This window comes from Megasphaera stantonii (genome assembly GCF_003367905.1).
Taxonomy (GTDB): Bacteria; Bacillota; Negativicutes; order Veillonellales; family Megasphaeraceae; genus Megasphaera; species Megasphaera stantonii.
The window spans coordinates 2504529-2526724 of record NZ_CP029462.1 but is presented as its reverse complement, the minus strand read 5'-3'; the positions used below and the strand labels follow the sequence as shown (position 1 = coordinate 2526724).

The window sequence follows — 22196 nt, the reverse complement described above, 5'->3', positions numbered from 1 at the left end:
CTCCCTTTCTGTTATACCTTATCGCGAGCGGAACCGATAGCCTGCGCCCCACACCGTTTCGATATACTTCGGCTTAGCCGAATCTGTTTCTATCTTGTCGCGAATGCGGTTGACGTGGACCGATACGGTCGCCGTTTCGCCCAGGGATTCGGTGCCCCAGACGCGGTCAAAGAGCGTCTCCTTGCTGAATACCATGTCGGGATTTTTCGCCAGGAACAAGAGGAGCTCAAACTCCTTATTGGCCAGCGCTATTTCCTTGCCGGCGATGAAAACCCGCCGCGCCGACTCGTCGATTTCCAGGTCGCCGTACTGGAGGACGCTCTTCGACGTCTCCCGGGCCGTCAGCCTGTCATAGCGGGCCAGGTGGGCCTTGACGCGGGCGACGAGCTCGTTGGGGCTGAAGGGCTTTACGATGTAGTCGTCTGCGCCCAGTCCCAAGCCCCGTATCTTGTCGATATCTTCCTGCTTGGCCGACACGAGGAGGACGGGGATATTTTTATGTTCGCGAATATGGCGGCAAATCTGGAAGCCGTCCTGGCCGGGCAGCATGATGTCCAGCAAAATCAAATCGAAGGGCTGCCGCAGCGCCTGCTCCTGCCCCTTGATGCCGTCCACTTCAATGGACACGGCGAAGCCGTTGGCTTCCAGATAGTCCTTTTCCAATTCGGCAATGCCTTTATCGTCTTCAATGATCAGTATATGCTTCATGATGGTTTCCTTCCTTTTGTACAGGCAGCTCGATGCAGATCGTCAGTCCCTTGGGCTGGGTCTGATCGGCCCAAATCTTCCCTTTCATTTCGTCGATGATCTGCTTGGCTACGGCCAGGCCCAGGCCGCTTCCTTTAGCCACGTTGCTGCGGGCCTTGTCGGTCCTATAAAACGAATCGAACAGCTTAGGCAGGTCGTTTTCGCCTACGCCGCGGCCGTCGTCGGCAAAGGTCAGCCGTACGGCGCCGTCTCCGGCAGCGTCCAGGGATATGGATAAATGGCCTTCGTCGCCGTCTTTATATTTTACGCTGTTGCCGATGATATTTTCCACGACACGCTGGAAGTGGGTCCGGTCCATAGCCACGACAGCCTCGTCTACAGAGGCCTTATAAGAAATGTCCAGTCCCTGATGGCGGAAATGCTCGGCCTGCTCGCCCGTATAGTCTTCCAAATAGCCGCACAGGTCTACGTTTTCCCAGCAGAATTCCACCTGTCCCAAATCAAACTTGGAAAAGAGGAACAGCGTCCGCACCAGGCGGGTCATCATCTTCGACGTATCCAAAATCATGGCGACGTAATGGCGGCGCTTTTCCGCCGTATCGGCAATGCCGTCCTTCAAGCCGCTGGCATAGCCTTCGATGCGGGTCAGGGGCGTCGCCAGGTCGTGGGAAATGCCGGCGATGAGCTCCTTGCGGTTCTTGTCGTAGGCGTCCCTCATTTCCCGCGACGCCTTCAGTTCTTTGCGCATCGTTTCAAAGGCCCGGCAGGTCTGGCTGATTTCGTCGTTTCCGTCGGCGACGACGGGGTGATCCAGATTGCCCCGGCTGATGTCTTCGGCGATGTTCCGCATTTCCTCTACAGGCCGGACGATTTGCCGGGCCAGCAGGCGCGATAAGAAAAGACCTACGGCAATCGTCACGAGGACTGCTAATACGGCTAAGACGACAAAGGCAACCTTTACGATATTCTTCGAGCTGAGGTCCCAAATGCCGCCGTGCTTACGCAGCTGTACCGGCCCGACGACGGCTACGGCTACGCCCGTCTCAGGCGACGTATAATGGAAGGCGATGCCCTCGTCCGACCAGTTGAGAGCCGCGCCGCTGCCCGGGCTGCGCCGGTACGCTTCGCCGATCGTCGCCCACGGGTCCGTATGTTCCGTCGCATACAGGATTCGTCCTTGCTGGGAAATCGCTACCGTAAGGCCCTGATCTTCCAAATGGTCGCTCGTCTGCATGAGCCGGCCCATTCCTCCGTTATACCAGTCGGCGCGGACGCAGAGGCGGCTCAGCTCAAACTGCACCGATAAGGTCGGGCCGTTGCTCTCCGGCCAGAGAAAGGAAATGGCCGCCGCCCTGTTGATGTTGCCGAAATGAAGGCCTAAAAAAATAGCGATGCTGACGACGAGAGTAAAGGCCACGGGAATGGCTATCATAACAAAGTTAGACAACAGCAATCGTTTTCCAATAGGTATATCTCTCAGGTTCATCTGTCCTTCTCCCCGCTTTCCTGCCGCATGACGCGCCTTGCCTTCTATTATACCACGCCGCCGCAGATATCTTGATACGTTCGCATAGTTATACTTATTGCAGTGTATGCGGAAAAGATAAACAAAAATTAAACGAAGGAAAAATTCTTCATAAAACCTCCCTGGCCTGTCTTTTCTACGGCAGAGTACATGAACCGTTTTCCTTAACATCTTTAATATGCAGGCACATTATTTCAAAAAAATATCTCTTTTCCCCGATTTTTATATTGCATTTTTACGAAATTCCCGGTTTGCAGGCCGCACCTATTTCTTTTGTTTTCTTATATTTTACACGGCGAGATACCTCTTGTATTTGACAACACCCGTCCCTTAGTGATAATATGTTAAGCAACAACCAAATATACAAGTTCATCCAGAGCAGCTGAGGGACTGGCCCCATGACGCTGCGGCAACCCCCGTCAGGGAAGGTGCCAATTCCAACGGAGTATTCCGGCAGATGAAGCGACATACACGAAATACCGAGCCGTCATCTGTTTGACGGCTTTTTTAGTTGTACTGCCACCGGGTTGAACTCGTACTGAATCAAGGAGTTGATATTGTGATAAAACTGGAAAACATTACCAAAACCTACGACGGCAAGGCCCAGGTCCACGCCCTCAAAGGCGTCAACCTGACCATTGAAGACGGCGAAATCTTCGGCATTATCGGCAAGAGCGGCGCCGGCAAATCGACCCTCGTCCGCTGCATCAACATGCTCGAACGGCCGACGAGCGGCAACGTCATCATCGACGAAAAGAACCTGACGAACATGACCGACGCCCAGCTGCGGGCGGAACGCAAGCATATCGGCATGATATTTCAGCATTTCAACCTGCTCTCGTCGCGGACGGTCTTCGACAACATCGCCTTCCCCCTGGAGCTCATCGGCGCATCGAAGGAAGCCATCCAGAAAAAAGTCGCCGACCTTTTGGAATTAGTCGGACTGACGGACCGGCAGTTCAACTACCCGGCCCAGCTGTCGGGCGGCCAGAAGCAGCGCGTCGGCATCGCCCGGGCCCTGGCCAGCGACCCGAACATCCTCCTGTGCGACGAAGCCACGTCGGCCCTGGACCCGCAGACGACGAAATCCATCCTCGAGCTGCTCAAGGACATTAACCAGCGCCTTGGCATTACCATCGTCATCATTACCCACGAAATGGCGGTTATCAAAGAAATCTGCAACCGCGTCGCCGTCATCGAAGGCGGCGTCATCAAGGAAGCAGGCCGCGTCGTCGACGTCTTTACCAATCCCCAGTCCCAGACGATGAAGGACTTCGTCAAATCGGTTATCAACATGGAGCTGCCCGCCGGCATCGCCAAGATGGGCATTACGGACCAGCCTGCGCCGGGCTACGATATGCTCGTCCGCCTGCGCTTCAAGGGAGCCGCTACGAACGAACCTGTCGTCGCATCGGTCGTACAACGCTTCCACACCTACGTCAGCGTCCTCTACGGCAACATCGACTACATTCAGGACGAACCTTTCGGCTATCTCATCGTCGTCATCATGGGTTCTATGGAACAACAGGCAAAAGCATTTGAATATATTAAAGAATTACCTATTGGAAGCGAGGTTTTAGGATATGTCCCAAGAAATCATTAATTTAATGCTCCAAGGCATTCAGGAAACTGTTTTCATGGTCGCCGTCGCGACGATCATCGCCGCTATCATCGGTATTCCCCTCGGCATTACGCTGGTCACGACCAGCCGGGGCCATATTCTGGAAAACCGCTTTATCAATCAGATACTGGGCACCATCGTCAACATCATCCGCTCGATTCCCTTTATCATCCTCATGGTCGCCATCATTCCTCTGACCCGCATCATCGCCGGCACGTCCATCGGCACGACGGCGGCCTGCGTGCCCCTGACCATCGTGGCCATTCCCTTTTTGAGCCGCCTCGTTGAAACGTCTATCCGCGACGTCGACTTCGGCCTCGTCGAAGCCGCGGAATCCATGGGCGCCACGCCCTTCCAGATCATCCGCAAGGTCCTCATTCCCGAAGCCCTGCCGACGATCATCAACAACATTACGGTCCTCATCGTCAACCTCATCGGCGCTTCGGCCATGGCCGGCGCAATCGGCGGCGGCGGCCTCGGCGACATCGCTATCCGCTACGGCTACCAGCGCTTCCGCGCCGACGTCATGCTGGCGACGATCATCATCCTCATCGTAGGCGTCAACCTCATCCAGGCCTGCGGCGACTTCGCCTCGCGCAAGAAAAATAAAAAATAAGTAGATACGATATAACCCAGACCGCAGCAGAACCTGCCATGGTCTGGGTTATGTTATACAGCGCCGGATTTGACAAAGAAAGGGCCGTATGAGTAAGATGTATATATACGTATGCAACAAGGAGGCATGAAGTATGAAAGCAATGGTACTGTATTACTCTAAAACGGGCCACACGCAGAAGATGGCCGAAATCATCGCCCAGGGCATGGAACGGGTACAGGGCGTCCAGGCCAAAGCCTGCTCTATCGACGATTTGGACGAAGCGTGGGCTGCCGAAAGCAAATGCATCGTCCTGGGCTCGCCTATTTATTTCGCCAGCGTCTGCGCCGACGTCAAGTCCTGGCTCGAAGGGCCATGCAAGAAATGCCAGCTCGCCGGCAAGCTGGGCGGAGCCTTCGCGACGATGGATTATCTCCACGGCGGCGGCGACCTGGGCATCCGCCTCATCCTCGACCACATGATGGTCCACGGCATGATGACCTATTCCGGCGGCGGCTCCTGCGGCGCGCCGGTCATTCACCTGGGGCCTGTAGCCCTGAGCAAGGATCTGGATGGCAGCCGGGAAACCTTCCTGACCTACGGCGAACGCATGGCGGCTAAGGCCGTCGAATTATTCGGAGCCTGATTTCCCGAGCCGCTCACAAAGACAGGCACGACATAAAATGCCAAAAAGCTGCTGGAAGACGCAATACTTGCGTTTCCCAGCAGCTTTTTTCATCTCTTGCAATAGAAAGGTTTGCATGCCGTATTTACAGCAGCAAGTTCAACCGACCGGCTTGTATATTCTTTATATTTCGTTGAATCCGCTCTGCCGGCCAGTCACACCATTTGAGTTCCAGCAGCCGGGCAATCACATCATCCGAAAACCGCCGGCGAATTTCCCTAGCCGGAACGCCGCCGACAATCGTATACGGCGGCACGTCCTTCGTCACGACAGCCCGCGCGCCGATAATCGCGCCGTCGCCAATCGTCACGCCGGCCATGACGACGGCCTCGTAGCCAATCCACACGTCATTTCCTATGACGATGTCTCCCTTATAGTCCCAGGCCGACGTCACATCGCCTATATCCAAATCCCATTCTTCAAAAAAGATGGGAAAAGGATACGTAGATACAGACGCCTGCGTATGGTTGGCGCTGGCAAATAAAAACTTGGCGCCGCAGGCAATAGAACAAAACTTGCCTATCCGCAGCGAATCTCTGTTTATCGGATAGTGATATAAGACGTTGTTCTTTTCAAACTGCCTCGGATCGCGAACGAAATCGTTATACATCGTGTACTCACCGATTTGTATGTTGGGATTCGTTACGACAGGCTTTAAGTAGACAGTCTCCCTATCTCCCGTACGGGGATAGATTTTCTCCGGGTTCATAGGCGTATTCCTTCTTTCTTCTGCAACAACCCTTTCCCTGCGTTACAGGGCTTTCAGCTTCACGCGGAACGAAATCATCCGCGCCGTGTCCATGGCATCGAACTGCACGACGTAGGCTTGCCGGTCCATATCGGCGTCGATGACGGTCCCCTCGCCGAAGACGGCGTGCCGTACCCGCTGTCCTGACGCAAAGGTCCTTTCGCCCTCCCGGTCAGGCCAGTATTTGCTGCTGTACTCGATGTAGTCCCGAGTCGCCCGGACGAGGCTGTCCGGCGGCGGATTGTCATACGCCAGCACATCCGGGCCCATATCCAGGATAAACCGCGACGGATAGCGGACTGCGCCGTCGAAGTGCTGCCCGTCTGCTTCGGACAAATATAAGCCCCTTTCGGCCCGCGTCAGGGCTACGAAGGCCAGCCGCCGTTCTTCTTCCATGGCTTGCATCGTCCGCACCTTCCGCGACGGGAAAATGCCTTCGTTCAGACCGCACAGGAATACGTAGGGAAATTCCAGCCCCTTGGCGGCGTGAACCGTCATGAGCTTGACCTTGTCGTCATCCGGCGCGGCGTCGGCGTTGGTAAGCAAGGCCACGTGGGACAAATAATGCTCCAGCGTGACTTCCTCGCCGCACGTCGTTTCATACTCGTACACGGCCTGCTTGAGTTCGGCCAGGTTGTCCAGCCGCTCCTGGCTGCCTTCGGTACGAAGGACTTTCTCGTAGCCGCTGGTATCAAGGATTGCCGACAGGACCTCCGACACGGGCCGGCCCTCGTACTCGGCGGCAAAGGACTCGACGAGCGCTGCGAACTGGCGGGCCTTCGTCCCCTTAAACAGGCCGTCGTCCATCGTTTCGACCAGCGCTTCGTACAGGGAGCAGCCGCGGGTGTCGGCGTATTCCTGCAGAAAGGCCATGCGCCGCTTGCCCAGATTGCGCTTCGGCACGTTGGCGATCCGCCGGAAAGACAGGTCGTCTTTATAGGCGATGATGCGCAAATAGCTGAGAGCATCCTTGATTTCCTTGCGGCTAAAAAACTGGACGCCGCTGTATATGACGTAGGGTATGTGTTCCTTCAACAGCGCTTCCTCCACAGTCCGCGTCACGTAATGGGCCCGGTACAGGACGGCCATGTCCTTGTAAGGCACGCCTCGTTCGCGCAAGGCCTTCATGCGCCCAGCCATCCACAGCCCTTCGGCCTGGGGGCTTTCGGCAAAATGACAGACCACGGCGTCGCCGTCAGGCAAGGTCGGCCTGAGAGACTTGGCCATGCGGCACACGTTGTTGTCGATGAGGGCGTTGGCCGCCGCCAAAATCTGAGGCGTCGAGCGGTAATTATCCATCATTACGATGGTCTTCGTCCCTGGGAAAGCTTTGTCAAACTCGAGGAGATACTTCACGTTGGCGCCGCGCCACGTATAAATCGTCTGGTCCGGGTCGCCGACGATGAACAAATTCTTGTGATAGCCCCACAATACGCTCATGAGCTCGTATTGGAGCAGGTCGATATCCTGAAATTCATCGATCATGATGTACTCCAGCCGCCGCTGCCATTTCAGCCGGATGTCGTCGTGTTCCTTGAAAATATACAGGGAAAACTTGATGAGGTCGTTGTAATCGAGGCCGAAGCATTTCTTTTCCTGGTACAAGTAGCCGTAGAAGATGATATCCGCAGCCGACGCGGCTTCGTCGTACTTCCGTTTCAGCCGCTCCAGGGACATCGTAATCATGTCAGCGTAATACTCCGGCTCATGGACGAGCTTACGCATTTCTATCATATCCCGGGCAGCGGAAAAGGTCATATTGCGCAGCGTGAGCCCCCGTTCCTCGTAAATCATCTGGAGCATGGCGTCGATATCGGCATTATCGAGGACGAGAAAATTCTTGGGATACTGGACGGCGTGGCAGTCTTCCTGCAGGACCGATACGCAGAAGCCGTGGAACGTATTGACGTAGCCCGTGTCGTTGTCGCCTGTCAGGTTGTGGATGCGCCGGCGCATTTCCGCCGCCGACTTGTTGGTAAAGGTGACGCAGAGGATGTGGCCCGGCACGATGCCCAGCTCGTTGACTAAAAAGGCAAACCGGTACGACAAGGCCCGCGTCTTGCCCGAGCCGGCGCCGGCGATGACCCGCACGCAGCCCTCCGTCGTCGTCACGGCCTGACGCTGGGCGTCGTTCAGCCCCTGCAGCAAATCCATCATCGTATCCTCCCTTTCTGCGAACATTCGTTTCTTTCATTATAACAGGAATTCCGCCGCCGCTCAATACGAAATCCAGCCATTTCTCCTGCCGCAAAAACGCAGCCCCCCTCTATTCTTTTAATCTATCTAATGATATAATAAATAAGTTATACAAAAGGAGGCATACATGTTAGAAAAATTTCAAACCTTACAAATTAGCGACGTCATTCTCAACGCCTTAAACGAAATGGGCTTTGAAGAACCGACGCCGATTCAGGCAAACGCCATCCCCGTCGCCATGTCGGGCTGCGATATGATCGGCCAGGCACAGACCGGCACGGGCAAAACGGCAGCCTACGGCATTCCCGTATTAGAAAAAATATTAGCGTCCGAGCCGTCGAAGGAAATACAGGCCGTCGTCCTGTCGCCGACGCGCGAGCTGGCCATGCAGGTCGCCGAAGAGCTCAACCACCTGGCCCAGTTCACCCACATCCAGGCCCTGCCGATTTACGGCGGTCAGGATATGGAACGGCAGCTGCGCCGCCTGCGCAAATCGCCGCAGATCGTCGTCGCCACGCCGGGCCGCCTCATCGACCACATGAAGCGCGGCACCATCAGCCTGAGCCATATTTCGACGATCGTCCTTGACGAAGCCGACGAAATGCTGGACATGGGCTTCATCGAAGACATCAACCTCATCATGGCCGCCACGCCCAGCACCCGTCAGACCCTGCTGTTCTCGGCTACCATGCCCAAGCCCATTCAGCAGCTGGCGGAAACCTTCCTCCACGACCCGCAGATCGTCCGCATGAAGGCCAAGGAAGTAACTATCGACCTCATCGAGCAGTCCTACATCGAAGTGCCGGACCGCCAGAAGTTCGACATCCTCTGCCGCCTTCTCGACCTGCAGGAGCCGGATTTGGCCATCATCTTCGTCCGCACCAAGCGCCGCGTCGACGAGCTGTCCGAAGCCCTGAAAAAGCGCGGCTATTCCGCCGAAGGCATTCACGGCGACCTGACCCAAGCTAAACGGGACACGGTCATCCGCCAGTTCCGGGAAAAGACCATCGATATCCTCGTCGCCACCGACGTCGCCGCCCGCGGCCTCGACATCAGCGGCGTCACCCACGTATTCAACTACGATTTGCCCCAGGACCCGGAAAGCTATGTCCACCGTGTCGGCCGTACAGGCCGGGCCGGCCAGAGCGGCGAAGCGACGACCTTCGTCATTCCCCGCGAAATCGACCACCTGCGGGCCATCGAACGGCTCATCAAACGGCGCATCGCCCGCCGCAAGGCCCCGACCTTCTCGGAAGCCCTGGAAGGAGCCCAGCAGGCGGCTATCCGCCGTCTCGTCGCCGCGACAGAAGACGACAACTACAGCATCTACCGGGCCAACGCCGAAGAGCTTCTCACCCACTTCGACTCCGTCGCCCTCTTGTCGGCAGCCATCAAGCTGCTCACGAAGGAGCCGGACACGACGCCGGTCAACATTACGGAAGAAGCGCCCCTGCGCGTCCACCGCTCCCGCCGTCCCTACGGCGACAAAAACCGCCGCCGCGACTATCGTCACGACCGCAGCGACCGGAACGACCGTTCCGAACGAAACGACCGAAGCGAACGCAGCGGAGACTATCGAAGCGGCAATACGAAACGCCGTCACTTCGCGCCGCGGAAGCAAAACGACAACGCGTCGGGAACGTTCCGCCGCAGCGGCGAAAAGAAGGTCCGTAAGGAGCCGAACCGCTCCGTGTTCAAGCCCTATTTTAAAGACTAATTCGCCTATCAAAAAAACCGTACCCTCTGACGAGGATACGGTTTTTTCTTATTCATATGGCAATATCAAGGATATTATTTGCCTGTGAACGTAGCTTTACGTTTTTCAACGAAAGCGCCCATGCCTTCTTTCTGGTCTTCCGTAGCGAAGCAAAGGCCGAATACTTCGTCTTCATAAGCAATACCAGTGATAACGTCGCAGTTGATACCGCGGTTGATAGCTGCTTTGGAGAGCTGTACGGCGATCGGAGCGTTTTTCGCGATCTTCTTAGCCAATGCATATACGGTATCCATCAGTTCTTCCTGAGGAACAACTTTGTTTACGAGGCCGATACGATATGCTTCCTGAGCGTCGATCATGCCAGCCGTGAAAATCAGTTCTTTGCCGTAGCCGCGGCCAACGACACGGGGCAGACGCTGCGTGCCGCCGAAGCCCGGCGTAATGCCGAGGCCAACTTCGGGCTGACCGAATTTAGCGTTTTCAGAAGCATAACGGATGTCGCAAGCGCAGGACAGTTCGCAGCCGCCGCCCAAAGCGAAGCCGTTAATAGCAGCGATAACCGGCTGCGGCATGTTTTCGATTTCCGTAAACGTATCCTGACCGATTTTGCCGAATGCGCGACCTTCAACTGCATTCTTCGTGGACATTTCAACGATATCTGCGCCGGCTACGAAGGATTTGCTGCCGGAACCCGTGATAACGACGACTTTAATTTCGGAATCAGCGGCGATTTTGCCGACGAGGTCTCTTAATTCCGAAACCGTTTCCGTGTTCAGGGCGTTCAGAGCTTTCGGACGATTGATCGTAATCGTTGCAATACCGTTTTCTGCCGAGTAAAGAATGTTTTTGTAGTCCATAATTAGAACCCTCCCAAAATAATATATTCACACGTAGGACGTGCAAACAAGGGGCGTGAATACTCACGCCCACTGCCTGACAAATATAAATCGCTTGAGTTTACATTGCTTGCTTATAGAGTTGTGTTTGTACTGCTCGCCTATTATTTCGTGTAGTCGTAGAAGCCTTTGCCCGTCTTGCGGCCGAGGTAACCAGCGTTGACGTACGTTTTGAGGAGCGGGCACGGACGATATTTCGGATCGCCGAAGCCTTCATAGAGAACTTCCATGATGTGAAGGACAACGTCGTTGCCGATCAAGTCGCTCAAAGCCAAGGGGCCCATCGGATGGTTGAAGCCCAGTTTGCATACGGAGTCGATATCTTCTTTGGATGCTACGCCTTCCATCAAAGCCTGGATAGCTTCGTTGATCATGGGGATAACGACGCGGTTGCCTACGAAGCCCGGGAAGTCTGCAACTTTAACCGGGGATTTGCCGATTTCTTCGGATACTTCTTTGATTTTTGCGAACGTATCTTCAGAAGTAGCGATGCCGTTGATGAGTTCGATCAATTTCATGACCGGAGCCGGGTTGAAGAAGTGCATGCCGATAACTTTGTCCGGACGTTTTGTAGCTGCGCCGATCTGCGTGATGGACAAAGAGGACGTGTTGCTGGCCAGGATCGTGTGTTCCGGGCAGAGTTCGTCTAATTCTTTGAAGATAGCCGATTTGATTTTCAAATCTTCGATAGCAGCTTCAACAACGAGGTCGATGTCTTTCATGTTGTCGGCCGTGCGGGTAACGAAACCGGAAATGCGGCCCATTACGGCGTCTTTTTCTTCCTGCGTCATTTTTTCCTTGCTGACCAATTTCGTCAAGGCTTTATCAATTTTAGCTTTGCCGCCGGCGATGAATTCGTCTTTAATATCATTCAAAACGACTTCGCAACCGTTAACAGCAAATACCTGAGCGATACCGGAACCCATGGTGCCTGCGCCAATAACCATTACCTTTTTACAAAACATGTTAAACTCCTCCTTATTTCGCGTGATTTTTTTCACGAGTTCTTTTCAAAAACTCACGCGCGATATTAAAATAAGTTTCACTGCTTACACTCATAGTATATCACGTTTTCCAAAAAAATCTACCGAAAAAACGCGATTTTTCCAAAAAACTGCATATTATGTATACGTTTTTTTAATACATAAACCATGTCCAATACTTTTATTTCATCATTCGATACCAAAAGCGCCGTTTACTACGTTATATTATGAACGTTGGTCATACCAGATTATGTAATTTTTCACAATTCATTTTTTTGCCCTTCGCCGACGTTTAAGGCCTGCAAGATACGGCGTCTTTGTTCGTATTGCCGCCGGTACATGGCCGTGTTGTCCTTGTTCGGCCCAAAGGTCTTGTGGACAGCGAGCTGCCGCTGGAGGGCCTGCTTGAGGTCGGCAATGTCGCCGGCTCCATAGGCCGCTACAATGCAGTTCGTCGGCACGGCGCCGCCGGCGACGCGCAGCGTTGATACCTGCGTGTCCAGCATGTCAGCCTTGATCTGGTTCCACAAATCGTCGCGGCTGCCCCCTTCCGTAATCGTCAAGGTCGTCAAGTCGATGCCTGCCGCCCGGTACCGGTCGGTAACTTCCATGTAGTCGTAGCCGATGCCTTCGAGGACGCAGCGCCACATCGCTCCCTGGTCCGAGTCGAGGGTCAGGCCCGTGAAGGTCCCGCGCACGTGGGGGAAATCACCGTTGCCGCCTGTCAGATACGGGATGAACATCGCCCCGTCGCAGCCGGCCGGATGGCGTGCTGCCAGCACGTCCAGCTCGGCATAGTAGTCGTCGTCTTCGCGGCGGCAAATCGAATCCTTGAACCAGCGCAGGGCCAGTCCGCCGGTCCGCACCATTCCCCAGTAGAAATACGTTCCCGGCAAGGTGCCCGAATTGAAGATGAGGCCGCTGCCCGGTACGGACAATTCAGGAATGATGCCGTCCGTGGCGGCGCAGAACATAGCGCACGTGCCGGCTACGTCGACGGCCTTGCCCGCTTCCAGAATGCCGCTGCCCATCATGGATTCCATCGTATCGCCGGCGCCGGCGCAGATGGGAATACCGGCAGGGAAGCCCGTTTCCAGAGCATCGTCTTCGCAGAGACGGCCAATAATATCCCAGGGCTTGACGATGCGCGGCATGTATTTCTTGTCGATGCCCAGGATGCGCAGCTGTTCGTCCGACCACTCCTTGGTCACGACGTTGTAGCCCAGGCCCCAGCCGGACATGGCGCCCCAGTCGATAAAGGCGTCTTCGCCCTTCAATCCGGCCAGATGCATGAGGACGTACGGGCAGTTGTGGACGAACTTGACGCCCCTTTCGTTAAAGGCCGGAATATGCTTCATGAACCAGCGGGCAAACATGGCCGGGAACATGACGTTCGGCTCGGCGTTGCCCGTTTCGGCCGCCCAGATATCCAGCTTGAGTTCTTTCAGCGCTTCTACGTCGTCGGCCGTGCGGCTGTCCAGATAGTTGACGTACGGCGTCACGGCGTTCCCTTCGGCGTCGACGCCGGCGATGCCGCAGATGATGCCGTCGCCCATAATGGCCCGCACTGCCGCTGGGGAAATCCCCTTCTCTTCCAGCTGGCGGCTGCACGACGCCATGCACTGCTTGATGAGGCGGTAATATTCGTCTACGTCCATCTGCACCCAGCCGGGGTGAGGATAATACAGCGTCGTCTTGGCCGTATCCATAGCTACGCATTCCATGTCCTCGCTGTACACGGCGACCTTTACGCTCTGCGTCCCGGCGTCAAATCCCAAATAATATTTCTTTTCCATATCCATTACCTGCCCTTCTATCTTGCGGCAAATCAAAAAAAGGCCGGAATACATCCAGCCTTTTCGCACTTGAGAACGGCACGGCAAACACACCTGTGCCGCGCCCGAAGTCTTTTCTCATCCAGACTATACTGTCGGTCCCGGAATTTCGCCGGGTCAGCTCCCTCAGGAGGTTGCGGACTATCACCGCCGGTCAGGACTCTGAAAGGATTTCCCTTTCTCACCTTGCCTCAAAGACTAAATATATTAATGTAAATATATTATGTATTTTTTACATATATATCATACTACGATGGAATGGAAAAAACAAGTAAGACGACGGCAAAAGCAAAGCCCGCCCGGTGAAACGCCTTTGTCCAGACGCCGGTGCCCTATTCACCGCGCTGCGCTCCATAGTGCTCCTGCAGATATACTTCCGTAAACTCGATGAACCGTTCCAGCAGCGGCGACAAGAACTGGTTCTTTTTCCAGACCATGTAGCTGCCGTTTTCGATGAACGGCTTCATAGGGCGCATGCACAAGCCCGGCAAGACCGTGTCGAAGTCCAGCCCCAAGGCCAGGCCGACGCCGTTGTCCGTCAGGACCATCTTGTTGTATGCCGACAGATTCATGTACACGGCCAGGCGCACGTCGGACTGCCATCGCCCCAGCCAGGCTTCGACCTGATTTTTTACGGACAAGCGGGCCGGCATGATGAGGCGCTGCCCCGCCAGATCCTGCGGCTCGACGGCCTCCTTCGCCGCCATGGGATGATCCTGCCGCATCAGCACGGTCCAGCGGTCCTTGAGAGGCATGCGCAGGTAGCTGTACTTGCTCACGTCTACGGGCTCAATGAGTAGTCCGAAATCGAGGGTTCCCTGCTCGATGCGCTCCTTCACGTCGTCGGCAATGCCCGTATACAAGGTAAACTGCACCTCTCCATAGGCCTGCTGAAAGGCCGCCATGACCTTGGCCATAGGCTCCAGATTCTTCGTCTCGCCGCAGCCGATGGCGATTTCGCCGGAAATGACCTCGTCCTGCCGCGACACTTCCTTCGCCGTCTTTTCGGCCAGGTCGACGAGCTCCTGGGCCCGGCGGCGCAGTATCATGCCCTCCTCAGTCAGTATGATGCTGTGCTTGCTGCGCTTGAACAGGGACACGCCGAACTCTTCCTCCATCTGCATGAGCTGGCGCGACAAGGTAGGCTGCGTGATGTGCAGCATCTTGGCCGCCTTCGTAATATTCTCTTCTCTGGCAACGACTAAAAAATACTTCAGCACGCGCAGTTCCATGTCCCATTCCCCTTTCGGCAAACATCCCTCGAACCTTGAAGGCCATTCTTAAAATATATACGTAATCGTATCATTTTTCCCCATAAAATTCAATCTTGGAGCTGCTGCAAGGAAAAAGGGCCTTCTCCTCTGCGGGAAAAAGCCCTCTCTCGTTTATTTATTGATGATCTTTCCGATATTCTTCAATTCGATGGAAATGGTGCCGTCGGGATTATTGATAAACTGGATATAGTCCGTGTTTTCGATGTATTCCGACGGGAAAATGATTTCAATGCCCGTGTCGGTCTTGATCTTGTGGCTGCGGCCGGCCCGTTCGGCAAAGGCCTTGGCGATAGGCACGTCGGCAGGCAGCTTGGCTTCTTCCAGCTGGGCGGCAAATTCATTCCGCATGGCCTGCGAACCGGCGAATACCTCTGCCCCCAAGTCCTGCGGCGAAAAGGCTTCGGCCGTCTCGGCGTTTTCGACAAGGTAATTCTTAGCCTTCGACAAGACTTCTACCGTATTTCCGCCGTGATCCTCGGCGACCTTGGCAGCAATCTTGCTGACCAGCTTGACGGCGTCCTTGGCCGAAATGACCGACGTACACTGCAGGAGCCGTTCCGGCAGGATATAGATGTCTTCCCCGTCCATCTGCCGCTTCTTGTCGACAAAGCGGATGGAGAAATCGCCGCAGTGTATGAGAGCGTAGGCCTCTATCTTCTGAGACGCGCCGGGCAGGATAGCGTAATGCTTGATAAGCTTGTTGTACACCGCCCCGTCGTCGTCCAATATCTGATGGGTGTAGGCCGTCTTGTTGTCCAGCAGGAGCACGCCGATGCAGCGCACATCGGCGTCGTCATTGAAATCGACGACGAGGACGTCCAGCGACGACGGCCCGTCGCAGTGCGACAAGATGTCGTAGAGCTGCCGCGCCGTCTGCGAGGCGAACTCGTCGAAGCTGATTTCTCCACCGATGAGCTGCTGCAGCAGGGCCTGATAATTACTCGTCGCGTAAAATACGCCCGTCTGCTGGCCTGCGTCCTGCAGGATGCGGTTCATGCGCTTGTCCACGTATTCGTACACGACGTCGCTGCTGAAATCGAGGTCCTTCTGCGACAAGATGCACATGTTCGTATTGAAATCCAATATATGTAAAATCGCTTTTTGTATCATCATACGTATCTGTTGTTTCCTCCTGTTTATCCTTTATGCAGGGTAAAGACCGTCGCCTCGCGGGAGCAGAATACCCGGAAGGGCAGCCAATGGCCCGTGCCGCGGTTGACGTAGCCGTATGAGCCGCCCTGGCGGTACATGCCGCGCAGGTACTTGAAGCCGACGGACTCGACGACAGGCCCGATAAGGGCGAACTGGGCGCCGTGGGTGTGGCCGCACATCGTCAAGGGAATGCGCCGTTCAAAGCCTTCGTCGATGAAATCGGAATGATGCGCCAGCATGACGACGAAGGCCGACTCGGGCACGCCGTCCAAAGCCTGAGCCACGTACTCCCGCCGCTGGGCCGTAAAGGCTTCGTCGCCGCGGGCAAAGCTGTAGTCTACGCCGGCAACGTAAAAGGGAGCGGCATCCTGGCCGGACCGTTCGGCCAAGCCCTCTCCCCGCCCGGCCGACGCCTCTACGGCGCTGTTGCGCAAAATGCGTACCGGTGTCGTTTCCAGCAAGGCCGTAATCGCCTCAAGGCCGCGGTAATACTCGTGATTGCCGTAGCAGTAATCTATGCCGTCGGGAAATTTCGCCGCCATCTCCCGCAGCACGTCGCCGCACTGCGGCAGGAGAGACAGCTCATCGATAAGGTCGCCCGTAATTTCCACGCGGCTTACCCCCTCCGCCGCCAGCGCCTCCAAAGCCTCGCGGAGCCGCTCGGGACTGACGAACAGCCCCAGGTGAACGTCGGAAATCTGGCCGATTTTATAGCCGTCGAGGTAGTCCGGCAGGTCAGGATAGTGCAAGTCGTGACGTGTTACGGCCAGATAGCTCTCGCCAACGAAATTCCCCAATACGCTCGTGCCGGCCGCCGCCACGGGGATGACCGCCGCGACGCCGCGCAGGAAGGAACGCCGCGTAATCCCCCGCCCCTTCTCCGGCGGTACAGGCGGCATAGTCGTCACGCCGCGCCGTTTCTGCTTCCACCGCCGCAGACGCCGCTCGATAAAGACAGCGGCAGAGGCGACGACCAAGACGGGAAAGGCCAGGAAAAACAGGAAAAACCAGCTGATAGCCCCCAAGGATCCGTACATGAGGAGCATCCCCTCGACAGTTCCCTGCACAGCCGGAAACACTCGCCCGTAGTAAGACAGGCCTGCGCCGGCAATAACCGTCGCTGCCGCCACGAAGACGACCAGCGCCAGCCAGCGGCTGCGGCGGTAGATGTAGTTCCACAGCACGGCGGAGCATACGCAGATGCACGACATGATGATCATGAAATTGATAAAAAAGGGTCCCTTCATCTCGCCATCGCAGTGATTTTACCGTGAGGCCCCGCCCAGGGGACCGACGTCACGTCGCGCCGCGGCAGCCACTGCCAATCCTCCTTTTCTGCAATCTCTCCGCCGATCTGGCGGCCTTCGTATATGGTCATCTGCCATATTTTATGAGAAAACACATGCTTCAGCGTTCCTACCGGCTGGTCATCGACGTCAATCATGACGCCTGCACTGGCCGTCAGCTGCCGTACGCCGTCCAAGCCGTCCGTCCCGTTGGGAAACTCCCACATCGACGCCAGCAAGCCCTGCGGCGGCCGGCGGTGGATGAGCCAGCGTCCATTGTCCTCTACGACGACGACCGTCACCGGCTCTGTCGGCACCTTTTTCTTTACGATGCGCACGGGCAGCTCCTGCTCCCGGCCGGCCCGCTTCGCCATGCATATATCGGCCAAGGGGCATTCGCCGCAGCGGGGATGCTTGGGAATGCAGATCATGGCCCCGAAATCCATCAGCGCTTCGTTGAACGCCCCGGCCCGGCCTTGGGGAATCTGAGCCTGCACCAAGGCCGTAATTTCCTTTTTCACCGGCCCCGACAAGATGTTGCCGTCTATATTGTATAGTCGGGCGAAGACCCGCAGGACATTGCCGTCTACGGCGGCCTCAGCCTCGCCGTAGGCGATGCTCAGGATCGCCCCGGCCGTGTAGTCTCCTACGCCCTTCAAGGCCAGTATATCCTTCTTATTCTTCGGCACCTTGCCGCCGTAGGCTGCTGCAACCTCGCGCACGGCCTCGTGGAGATTGCGGGCCCGCGAGTAGTACCCCAACCCCTGCCATTGGCGCAGCACGTCGTCCTGCGAGGCCGCCGCCAGCGTGGGAATATCGGGAAAGCGGTCCATCCAGCTGTCGTAATAGGGCCGCACCGCTTCGACCTTCGTCTGCTGCAGCATGATTTCCGACACCCATACCTTATACGGGTCCCGCGGCACGTCGCGCCGCCACGGCAGGTCCCGCCCGTAGGCGTCGAACCATTGCAGCAGCACCGGCGACCACAAGGCCCCATCCTTCATATCGTTATCCTTCATATATCTACCATCCTTTCGCAGCTTCCCCGTCGCCGGAAAAGCTGTATCTATAATTATATCGCATCATGTTTAAAAAAGGCAGTCCGTATGCTACAATATATAATGAATAAAAAAGGAGCACACACTATGGAACAGAATCCATTGCACCATATTCTTGAATACAATTTAGACATAGGGAAAACGAAGCCCGATACGGTCCACCGCGACGAATCGTACTGCCCCTTCTGCGACGTAGCCCATTTGAAGAACATCATGGATACCAGAGGTCATATGATTTGGCTGGAAAACGCCTACCCCGTCCTGAAGAACTCCTGGCAGACCCTGATTATCGAAACGGACGACTGCGACGGCGACTTTTCCACCTACGACGCCGCCTACGCCGTCGACCTCATCCGCTTCGGACTGGAAAAATGGCGTCAGGTCAAGGCCATGGAACGCTTCCGCCGCGGCTCTGTCGTATTCTACCGCAACCACGGCTACATGTCGGGCGGGACGATTCACCATCCCCACTCGCAGATCGTCGGCTTCGAGCACTACGACTACCACGACGACATTCAGTCCTGCCACTTCTCCGGTACGCCCATCCTCTGCGAAGAAGGCATAGAAGTCAACCTGTCCCTGCGGCCTATCATCGGATTTTATGAAATCAACCTCATCCTCTCCGACGAGAAAAAGCTTCCCCAGTTCGTACGCTATATGCAGCGCACGGCAGACTACTTCATGTTCAAATTCATCCGCAGCAACGACAGTTACAACATCTTCTTCTACGACTTCCCCGGCGACGACAAGCTGTACGTCAAGATCATGCCCCGCTTCCTGACCAACCCCCTGTTCGTCGGCTACATGATTCCCCAAATATCCAATCCGGGACACCGGGAACGGTTCATAGAAGCCCTGAAACAGCAGCTGACGCAGCCTGTTTGACGCCAAATCCCAATACAGAAAGGACAGATACATGCGTTTATTTGCAATCGGAGACTTACACTTATCAGGCCATCCGCCTAAAAAGCCAATGGAAATATTCGGCCCCCGCTGGAAAGACCACTGGAGCCGCATCCAGGAAGACTGGAACAGCCGCGTCACCGACGACGACACAGTACTCATCGCCGGCGACACGTCGTGGGCTATGCACCTCAAGGACGCCCAGGAAGACCTGGACGAAATCCGCGCCCTGCCGGGCCGGAAGCTCATCATCCGCGGCAACCACGACTTCTGGTGGGAAAGCGCCGGCAAGCTCAACCGCATGGACGCCGAGAATAACATGCAGTACCTCTACGGCACGACAGTCACCCTCGACGAAGGGCGCATCGCCGTCTGCGGCACCCACGGCTGGGTCTGCCCCGGCGACATCCACTACAAGGAAGAGCGGGACGCCAAGCCTTACCGCCGCGAGCTCCTGCGTGTCGAGCGGACCCTGCAGGAAGCGGAAAAGCTCGGCTGCGAGCACACCATCCTGCTCCTCCACTATCCGCCGGTCTGCGACCTGACCAAGCCCAGCGGCTTTACGGAGCTCCTGGAAAAATACAAGGTGCCCCTGTGCATCTTCGGCCACCTCCACGGCATGCAGCCCAATACGATGTTCCCCCGCCGTTACAACGGCACCCTGCTCCACCTCGTATCGGCAGACTATCGGGACTGCAAGCTCTTGGAAATCACCTTTGAAGAGGAGGAAAAAGTATGAGCCAAATCGCCCAGAAACACCTCCTGGCCGGCATTATCTTCGGCGACGCCGAAACGGGAGAATACATCTACCTGCCCGGCGGCGAAGTCGGCGCAGACAATCCCCTTTGCGTCTTCGAGCACGACGGCACGAAGGAAGACGTCACCCTGGAAGAAGCAGGCTATCTCGTCGACCACCTGACCCTGAAACCCTGCGCCCATCCCGCCTTGGGAAGGCGGTCGTTTTAATACAAAAAATATAAACCCAGCGTCATGAAGCGCATACACCTTTCATGACGCTGGGTTTTCGTATGTTACAAAACTTTCTTCCACAGCTGTCGGCATCGCTGCTGACAACAACGCCTGTGTCAAGTCAATTTCGCCTTCAGCAGCTCCACATCAGCAATAGACAAGCCCGTTGCCGCGGCAATGTGAGACACATCTATACCCAGCCGCAGCATGTTGACAGCAATAGAAACCTTTTCTTCACGTCGCCCTTTCTGTTCTCCTTCACGTCTTCCTTTTTGCTCTCCCTCACGTCTTCCTTTCTGCTCTCCTTCACGCCGGGCCTCGGCCATATCGCTGCGGTAATCCCGCAGGGCTTTTTCCCGCTGCGTATACTGCCGCCGCATGATTTCGTCTTCTGTAAAGGCCATTTCGGCATTGACGACTTCCTTCATGATCGGGTCGCTCATGGCTAATTCCTCCGTTTCTTCGGCGTCGCTGCTGATACCAAGACCTGCCATTAAGGCAGTTTCTTCTTCAGCAGCTCAACCGCTTCTTCAGACAAGCCTGTCGCCTTAGCAATTAAGGAGATATCCATACCCATGCGCAGCATATTAACGGCTATGAAAGATTTTTCTTCGCGCCGGGCCTCGGCCATGTCGCTGCGGTAATCCCGCAGGGCTTTTTCCCGCTGCGTATACTGCCGCCGCATGATTTCGTCCTCTGTAAAGGCCATTTCGGCGTTGACGACTTCTTTCATGATCGGGTCGCTCATGGCTAATTCCTCCGTTTCTTCGGCGCTGCAATTGGAAAAATAGGCCGTCCATTTTCCCAATCGGTGCAGCGACTTAATATCACTATACGTAAATTTCTTCAGTTCAATAAAATGCATGGCGAAATGATGGGTCAGCACCTGTTTCGACACGTCATTGCAAATATGATATATATTATGCCAGCTTTCCTCAGGTAAATATTCAAAGTCCATCAGCACGATGGAAACAGCCGGTTTCAAAGCGCTGTATTCATCGCCCCGTTTGAGCTGTCCGCCGTACATCTCGGCCCAGTAATACAAAAACCGCTCGGCCAGATGTGGGTGGCGCTGTATTTGTACTTCAATATCGATGAGCATGCCCGCATCAGTCCGAGCCAAAATATCCAACTTTACCATCTTGCCGTCGGCCTGTTTCGGCTCCTTGTCTTTGTCGATAAATGACACGTCCGTAATATGAGGCGTCTCGTCGCCATACAACACGGCGTTGAGGAAATGAATCGTCAGGTTTTTCCGTTTTTCATTTCCCAGTAAATACTTAAAATAAAAGTCGTTCAGCCGATTGATTTCTGTCGTATACATAGGTCACTTCCTTTATCTGCGCAATGACTTCGCGCAATGGTATCTTTACCTTATTATACCATACGCCGGCCGTCGTCTCCCAGACGGCAGCCATGCCGTTTACGCCATTCGTCCTTACCATGGCCGTCATCATCTTCGGCGACAGCGAAACAAGAGAATCCATCTGCCTGCCCGGCAGCAAAGTCAGAGCAAAGGAAGACGTCACCTTGGAAGAATCAATCTACCTCGTCGCCTCCTTGCCCCTGAATCCCTGCACCCATCCTGCCTTGGAGACACCTTCGTTCTAAGGAAATTGAATACGACATAACATAAAACAGCGTCATGAAGCATATAGGCCTTCAGGACGCTGTTTTTCGCATGTATGCAGTTTAATGAACTCAGAAAAACGAGCCGAGGTTTCCCCCGACTCGTTTCTCTTGCCTTGTGTCAGCTATAAGCTATTCACAAAGCCTTTCCGTATGAAGTTAGTTAGCCCGTACGCGTTCGATCGTCGGGTTGCCATCCTTATCCTTCGCGACCGTGGCGATGTGGAAATATTCCAGCTCCGGCTTGAATTCTTCTACCAGACGGGAATCTACTTCCGCTCCGGCCTGAATCGCATTTTGGATGATCTGAGCAAATTCATAACGGGTCATGGTGCGGTCGCCCTTGAATTCGCCGTCAGGATAGCCCTTCACTAAGCCGCTTCTAGCCATCGCAGCGACAGCTTCATAAGCCCAGT

Annotated in this window: 21 protein-coding genes, 1 pseudogene and 2 riboswitches; of the genes and pseudogenes, 8 read left to right on the top strand and 14 right to left on the bottom strand. The window is 55.4% G+C overall.

The features are described from left to right. Positions 1 to 18: 18 nt before the first annotated feature. A complete protein-coding gene (locus DKB62_RS11885) occupies positions 19 to 708 on the bottom strand; it encodes a response regulator transcription factor (protein WP_107195721.1) in 690 nt (229 codons plus the stop codon). Next, the gene (locus DKB62_RS11880; RefSeq protein ID WP_240320114.1) at positions 686 to 2140 is read right to left on the bottom strand and encodes a sensor histidine kinase; all 1455 of its coding nucleotides are present in this window, start codon (positions 2138 to 2140) and stop codon (positions 686 to 688) included. The genes DKB62_RS11885 and DKB62_RS11880 overlap by 23 nt, the downstream gene beginning before the upstream one ends. Before the next feature lie 459 nt (positions 2141 to 2599). After that, positions 2600 to 2697, top strand: a riboswitch (SAM riboswitch). A gap of 95 nt (positions 2698 to 2792) precedes the next feature. Here DKB62_RS11880 and DKB62_RS11875 point away from each other — a divergent pair. The 3 genes from DKB62_RS11875 (at position 2793) to DKB62_RS11865 (ending at position 5095) form a co-directional block, all read left to right on the top strand. Beyond that, on the top strand, positions 2793 to 3836 hold the full coding sequence (locus tag DKB62_RS11875) for a methionine ABC transporter ATP-binding protein (protein ID WP_087477462.1): 1044 nt from the start codon (positions 2793 to 2795) through the stop codon (positions 3834 to 3836). Next, complete coding sequence (locus tag DKB62_RS11870; protein WP_087477463.1) at positions 3817 to 4470, top strand: methionine ABC transporter permease; 654 nt, start codon at positions 3817 to 3819, stop codon at positions 4468 to 4470. Before DKB62_RS11875 ends, DKB62_RS11870 begins: the two co-directional genes overlap by 20 nt. A gap of 133 nt (positions 4471 to 4603) precedes the next feature. After that, positions 4604 to 5095, top strand: coding sequence for a flavodoxin family protein (locus DKB62_RS11865; RefSeq protein WP_095629648.1), 492 nt, complete (start codon positions 4604 to 4606; stop codon positions 5093 to 5095). Positions 5096 to 5219: 124 nt separating this feature from the next. On the opposite strand, the gene DKB62_RS11860 is transcribed toward DKB62_RS11865, so the two are convergent. Together DKB62_RS11860 and DKB62_RS11855 are read right to left on the bottom strand one after the other, a co-directional pair. Next, positions 5220 to 5843, bottom strand: a complete 624-nt coding sequence (locus DKB62_RS11860) for a CatB-related O-acetyltransferase (protein ID WP_107195719.1) — start codon at positions 5841 to 5843, stop codon at positions 5220 to 5222. 42 nt (positions 5844 to 5885) lie between these two features. Beyond that, on the bottom strand, positions 5886 to 8039 hold the full coding sequence (locus DKB62_RS11855; RefSeq protein WP_107195718.1) for an ATP-dependent helicase: 2154 nt from the start codon (positions 8037 to 8039) through the stop codon (positions 5886 to 5888). 166 nt (positions 8040 to 8205) lie between these two features. On the opposite strand from DKB62_RS11855, the gene cshA reads away from it, so the two are divergent. Further along, entirely contained in the window at positions 8206 to 9795 is a 1590-nt protein-coding gene (gene cshA, locus DKB62_RS11850; RefSeq protein ID WP_095629650.1) for a degradosome RNA helicase CshA, read from the top strand. 74 nt (positions 9796 to 9869) lie between these two features. Here cshA and DKB62_RS11845 read toward each other — a convergent pair whose 3' ends face one another. From DKB62_RS11845 to mutY, 7 genes are all read right to left on the bottom strand, one after another. Beyond that, a complete protein-coding gene (locus DKB62_RS11845) occupies positions 9870 to 10652 on the bottom strand; it encodes a short-chain-enoyl-CoA hydratase (protein WP_087477467.1) in 783 nt (260 codons plus the stop codon). Positions 10653 to 10795: 143 nt separating this feature from the next. Then, a complete protein-coding gene (locus DKB62_RS11840; RefSeq protein ID WP_087477468.1) occupies positions 10796 to 11656 on the bottom strand; it encodes a 3-hydroxybutyryl-CoA dehydrogenase in 861 nt (286 codons plus the stop codon). A 278-nt stretch (positions 11657 to 11934) separates the two neighbouring features. Then, entirely contained in the window at positions 11935 to 13476 is a 1542-nt protein-coding gene (locus tag DKB62_RS11835; RefSeq protein WP_232818760.1) for an FGGY-family carbohydrate kinase, read from the bottom strand. Between the two features lie 99 nt (positions 13477 to 13575). Beyond that, positions 13576 to 13712: riboswitch (FMN riboswitch) on the bottom strand. 129 nt (positions 13713 to 13841) lie between these two features. Then, positions 13842 to 14741, bottom strand: coding sequence for a LysR family transcriptional regulator (locus DKB62_RS11830; RefSeq protein WP_095629651.1), 900 nt, complete (start codon positions 14739 to 14741; stop codon positions 13842 to 13844). A gap of 153 nt (positions 14742 to 14894) precedes the next feature. Next, on the bottom strand, positions 14895 to 15896 hold the full coding sequence (locus tag DKB62_RS11825) for a nucleoid-associated protein (protein WP_107195717.1): 1002 nt from the start codon (positions 15894 to 15896) through the stop codon (positions 14895 to 14897). Between the two features lie 23 nt (positions 15897 to 15919). Then, positions 15920 to 17155: a metallophosphoesterase gene (locus DKB62_RS11820; RefSeq protein ID WP_240320112.1), complete on the bottom strand. Its 1236-nt coding sequence runs from the start codon at positions 17153 to 17155 to the stop codon at positions 15920 to 15922. A 23-nt stretch (positions 17156 to 17178) separates the two neighbouring features. After that, positions 17179 to 18240: an A/G-specific adenine glycosylase gene (gene mutY / locus DKB62_RS11815; RefSeq protein ID WP_232818759.1), complete on the bottom strand. Its 1062-nt coding sequence runs from the start codon at positions 18238 to 18240 to the stop codon at positions 17179 to 17181. 126 nt (positions 18241 to 18366) lie between these two features. Between mutY and DKB62_RS11810 the strand changes: the two genes are divergently transcribed. Genes DKB62_RS11810 through DKB62_RS11800 form a run of 3 tightly spaced genes read left to right on the top strand, consistent with a single transcriptional unit; the run spans position 18367 to position 20148 of the window. Next, positions 18367 to 19164: a DUF4931 domain-containing protein gene (locus DKB62_RS11810; protein ID WP_107195715.1), complete on the top strand. Its 798-nt coding sequence runs from the start codon at positions 18367 to 18369 to the stop codon at positions 19162 to 19164. Between the two features lie 31 nt (positions 19165 to 19195). Next, positions 19196 to 19921 (top strand): metallophosphoesterase, encoded by a 726-nt coding sequence (locus DKB62_RS11805; RefSeq protein ID WP_107195714.1) that lies wholly within the window; start codon positions 19196 to 19198, stop codon positions 19919 to 19921. After that, on the top strand, positions 19918 to 20148 hold the full coding sequence (locus tag DKB62_RS11800; protein WP_107195713.1) for a hypothetical protein: 231 nt from the start codon (positions 19918 to 19920) through the stop codon (positions 20146 to 20148). The genes DKB62_RS11805 and DKB62_RS11800 overlap by 4 nt, the downstream gene beginning before the upstream one ends. A 119-nt stretch (positions 20149 to 20267) precedes the next feature. Here the strand turns inward: DKB62_RS11800 and DKB62_RS12650 are convergent, their stop codons facing one another. Together DKB62_RS12650 and DKB62_RS11795 are read right to left on the bottom strand one after the other, a co-directional pair. Continuing rightward, positions 20268 to 20645 (bottom strand): RpnC/YadD family protein, encoded by a 378-nt coding sequence (locus DKB62_RS12650; protein ID WP_157949668.1) that lies wholly within the window; start codon positions 20643 to 20645, stop codon positions 20268 to 20270. Further along, entirely contained in the window at positions 20645 to 21475 is an 831-nt protein-coding gene (locus DKB62_RS11795; RefSeq protein WP_107195712.1) for an Rpn family recombination-promoting nuclease/putative transposase, read from the bottom strand. The genes DKB62_RS12650 and DKB62_RS11795 overlap by 1 nt, the downstream gene beginning before the upstream one ends. A gap of 23 nt (positions 21476 to 21498) precedes the next feature. On the opposite strand from DKB62_RS11795, the gene DKB62_RS11790 reads away from it, so the two are divergent. Further along, positions 21499 to 21762, top strand: a complete 264-nt coding sequence (locus DKB62_RS11790) for a hypothetical protein (protein WP_240320110.1) — start codon at positions 21499 to 21501, stop codon at positions 21760 to 21762. A gap of 177 nt (positions 21763 to 21939) precedes the next feature. Here DKB62_RS11790 and DKB62_RS11785 read toward each other — a convergent pair. Next, positions 21940 to 22188: pseudogene (locus DKB62_RS11785) on the bottom strand (S-layer homology domain-containing protein); the annotation flags it as partial. Positions 22189 to 22196: the final 8 nt, after the last annotated feature.

What these genes read in the sequence shown, in the direction of transcription:
- DKB62_RS12650 (WP_157949668.1), bottom strand. Translation starts at nt 20,645, where the DNA reads ATGGCAGGTCTTGGTATCAGCAGCGACGCCGAAGAAACGGAGGAATTA.
- DKB62_RS11885 (WP_107195721.1), bottom strand. Translation starts at nt 708, where the DNA reads ATGAAGCATATACTGATCATTGAAGACGATAAAGGCATTGCCGAATTG.
- DKB62_RS11810 (WP_107195715.1), top strand. Translation starts at nt 18,367, where the DNA reads ATGGAACAGAATCCATTGCACCATATTCTTGAATACAATTTAGACATA.
- DKB62_RS11825 (WP_107195717.1), bottom strand. Translation starts at nt 15,896, where the DNA reads ATGATGATACAAAAAGCGATTTTACATATATTGGATTTCAATACGAAC.
- DKB62_RS11855 (WP_107195718.1), bottom strand. Translation starts at nt 8,039, where the DNA reads ATGATGGATTTGCTGCAGGGGCTGAACGACGCCCAGCGTCAGGCCGTG.
- DKB62_RS11820 (WP_240320112.1), bottom strand. Translation starts at nt 17,155, where the DNA reads ATGATCATCATGTCGTGCATCTGCGTATGCTCCGCCGTGCTGTGGAAC.
- DKB62_RS11830 (WP_095629651.1), bottom strand. Translation starts at nt 14,741, where the DNA reads ATGGAACTGCGCGTGCTGAAGTATTTTTTAGTCGTTGCCAGAGAAGAG.
- DKB62_RS11795 (WP_107195712.1), bottom strand. Translation starts at nt 21,475, where the DNA reads ATGTATACGACAGAAATCAATCGGCTGAACGACTTTTATTTTAAGTAT.
- DKB62_RS11790 (WP_240320110.1), top strand. Translation starts at nt 21,499, where the DNA reads ATGACTTCGCGCAATGGTATCTTTACCTTATTATACCATACGCCGGCC.
- DKB62_RS11870 (WP_087477463.1), top strand. Translation starts at nt 3,817, where the DNA reads ATGTCCCAAGAAATCATTAATTTAATGCTCCAAGGCATTCAGGAAACT.
- DKB62_RS11865 (WP_095629648.1), top strand. Translation starts at nt 4,604, where the DNA reads ATGAAAGCAATGGTACTGTATTACTCTAAAACGGGCCACACGCAGAAG.
- mutY (WP_232818759.1), bottom strand. Translation starts at nt 18,240, where the DNA reads ATGAAGGATAACGATATGAAGGATGGGGCCTTGTGGTCGCCGGTGCTG.
- cshA (WP_095629650.1), top strand. Translation starts at nt 8,206, where the DNA reads ATGTTAGAAAAATTTCAAACCTTACAAATTAGCGACGTCATTCTCAAC.
- DKB62_RS11840 (WP_087477468.1), bottom strand. Translation starts at nt 11,656, where the DNA reads ATGTTTTGTAAAAAGGTAATGGTTATTGGCGCAGGCACCATGGGTTCC.
- DKB62_RS11845 (WP_087477467.1), bottom strand. Translation starts at nt 10,652, where the DNA reads ATGGACTACAAAAACATTCTTTACTCGGCAGAAAACGGTATTGCAACG.
- DKB62_RS11800 (WP_107195713.1), top strand. Translation starts at nt 19,918, where the DNA reads ATGAGCCAAATCGCCCAGAAACACCTCCTGGCCGGCATTATCTTCGGC.
- DKB62_RS11805 (WP_107195714.1), top strand. Translation starts at nt 19,196, where the DNA reads ATGCGTTTATTTGCAATCGGAGACTTACACTTATCAGGCCATCCGCCT.
- DKB62_RS11835 (WP_232818760.1), bottom strand. Translation starts at nt 13,476, where the DNA reads ATGGATATGGAAAAGAAATATTATTTGGGATTTGACGCCGGGACGCAG.
- DKB62_RS11860 (WP_107195719.1), bottom strand. Translation starts at nt 5,843, where the DNA reads ATGAACCCGGAGAAAATCTATCCCCGTACGGGAGATAGGGAGACTGTC.
- DKB62_RS11880 (WP_240320114.1), bottom strand. Translation starts at nt 2,140, where the DNA reads ATGATAGCCATTCCCGTGGCCTTTACTCTCGTCGTCAGCATCGCTATT.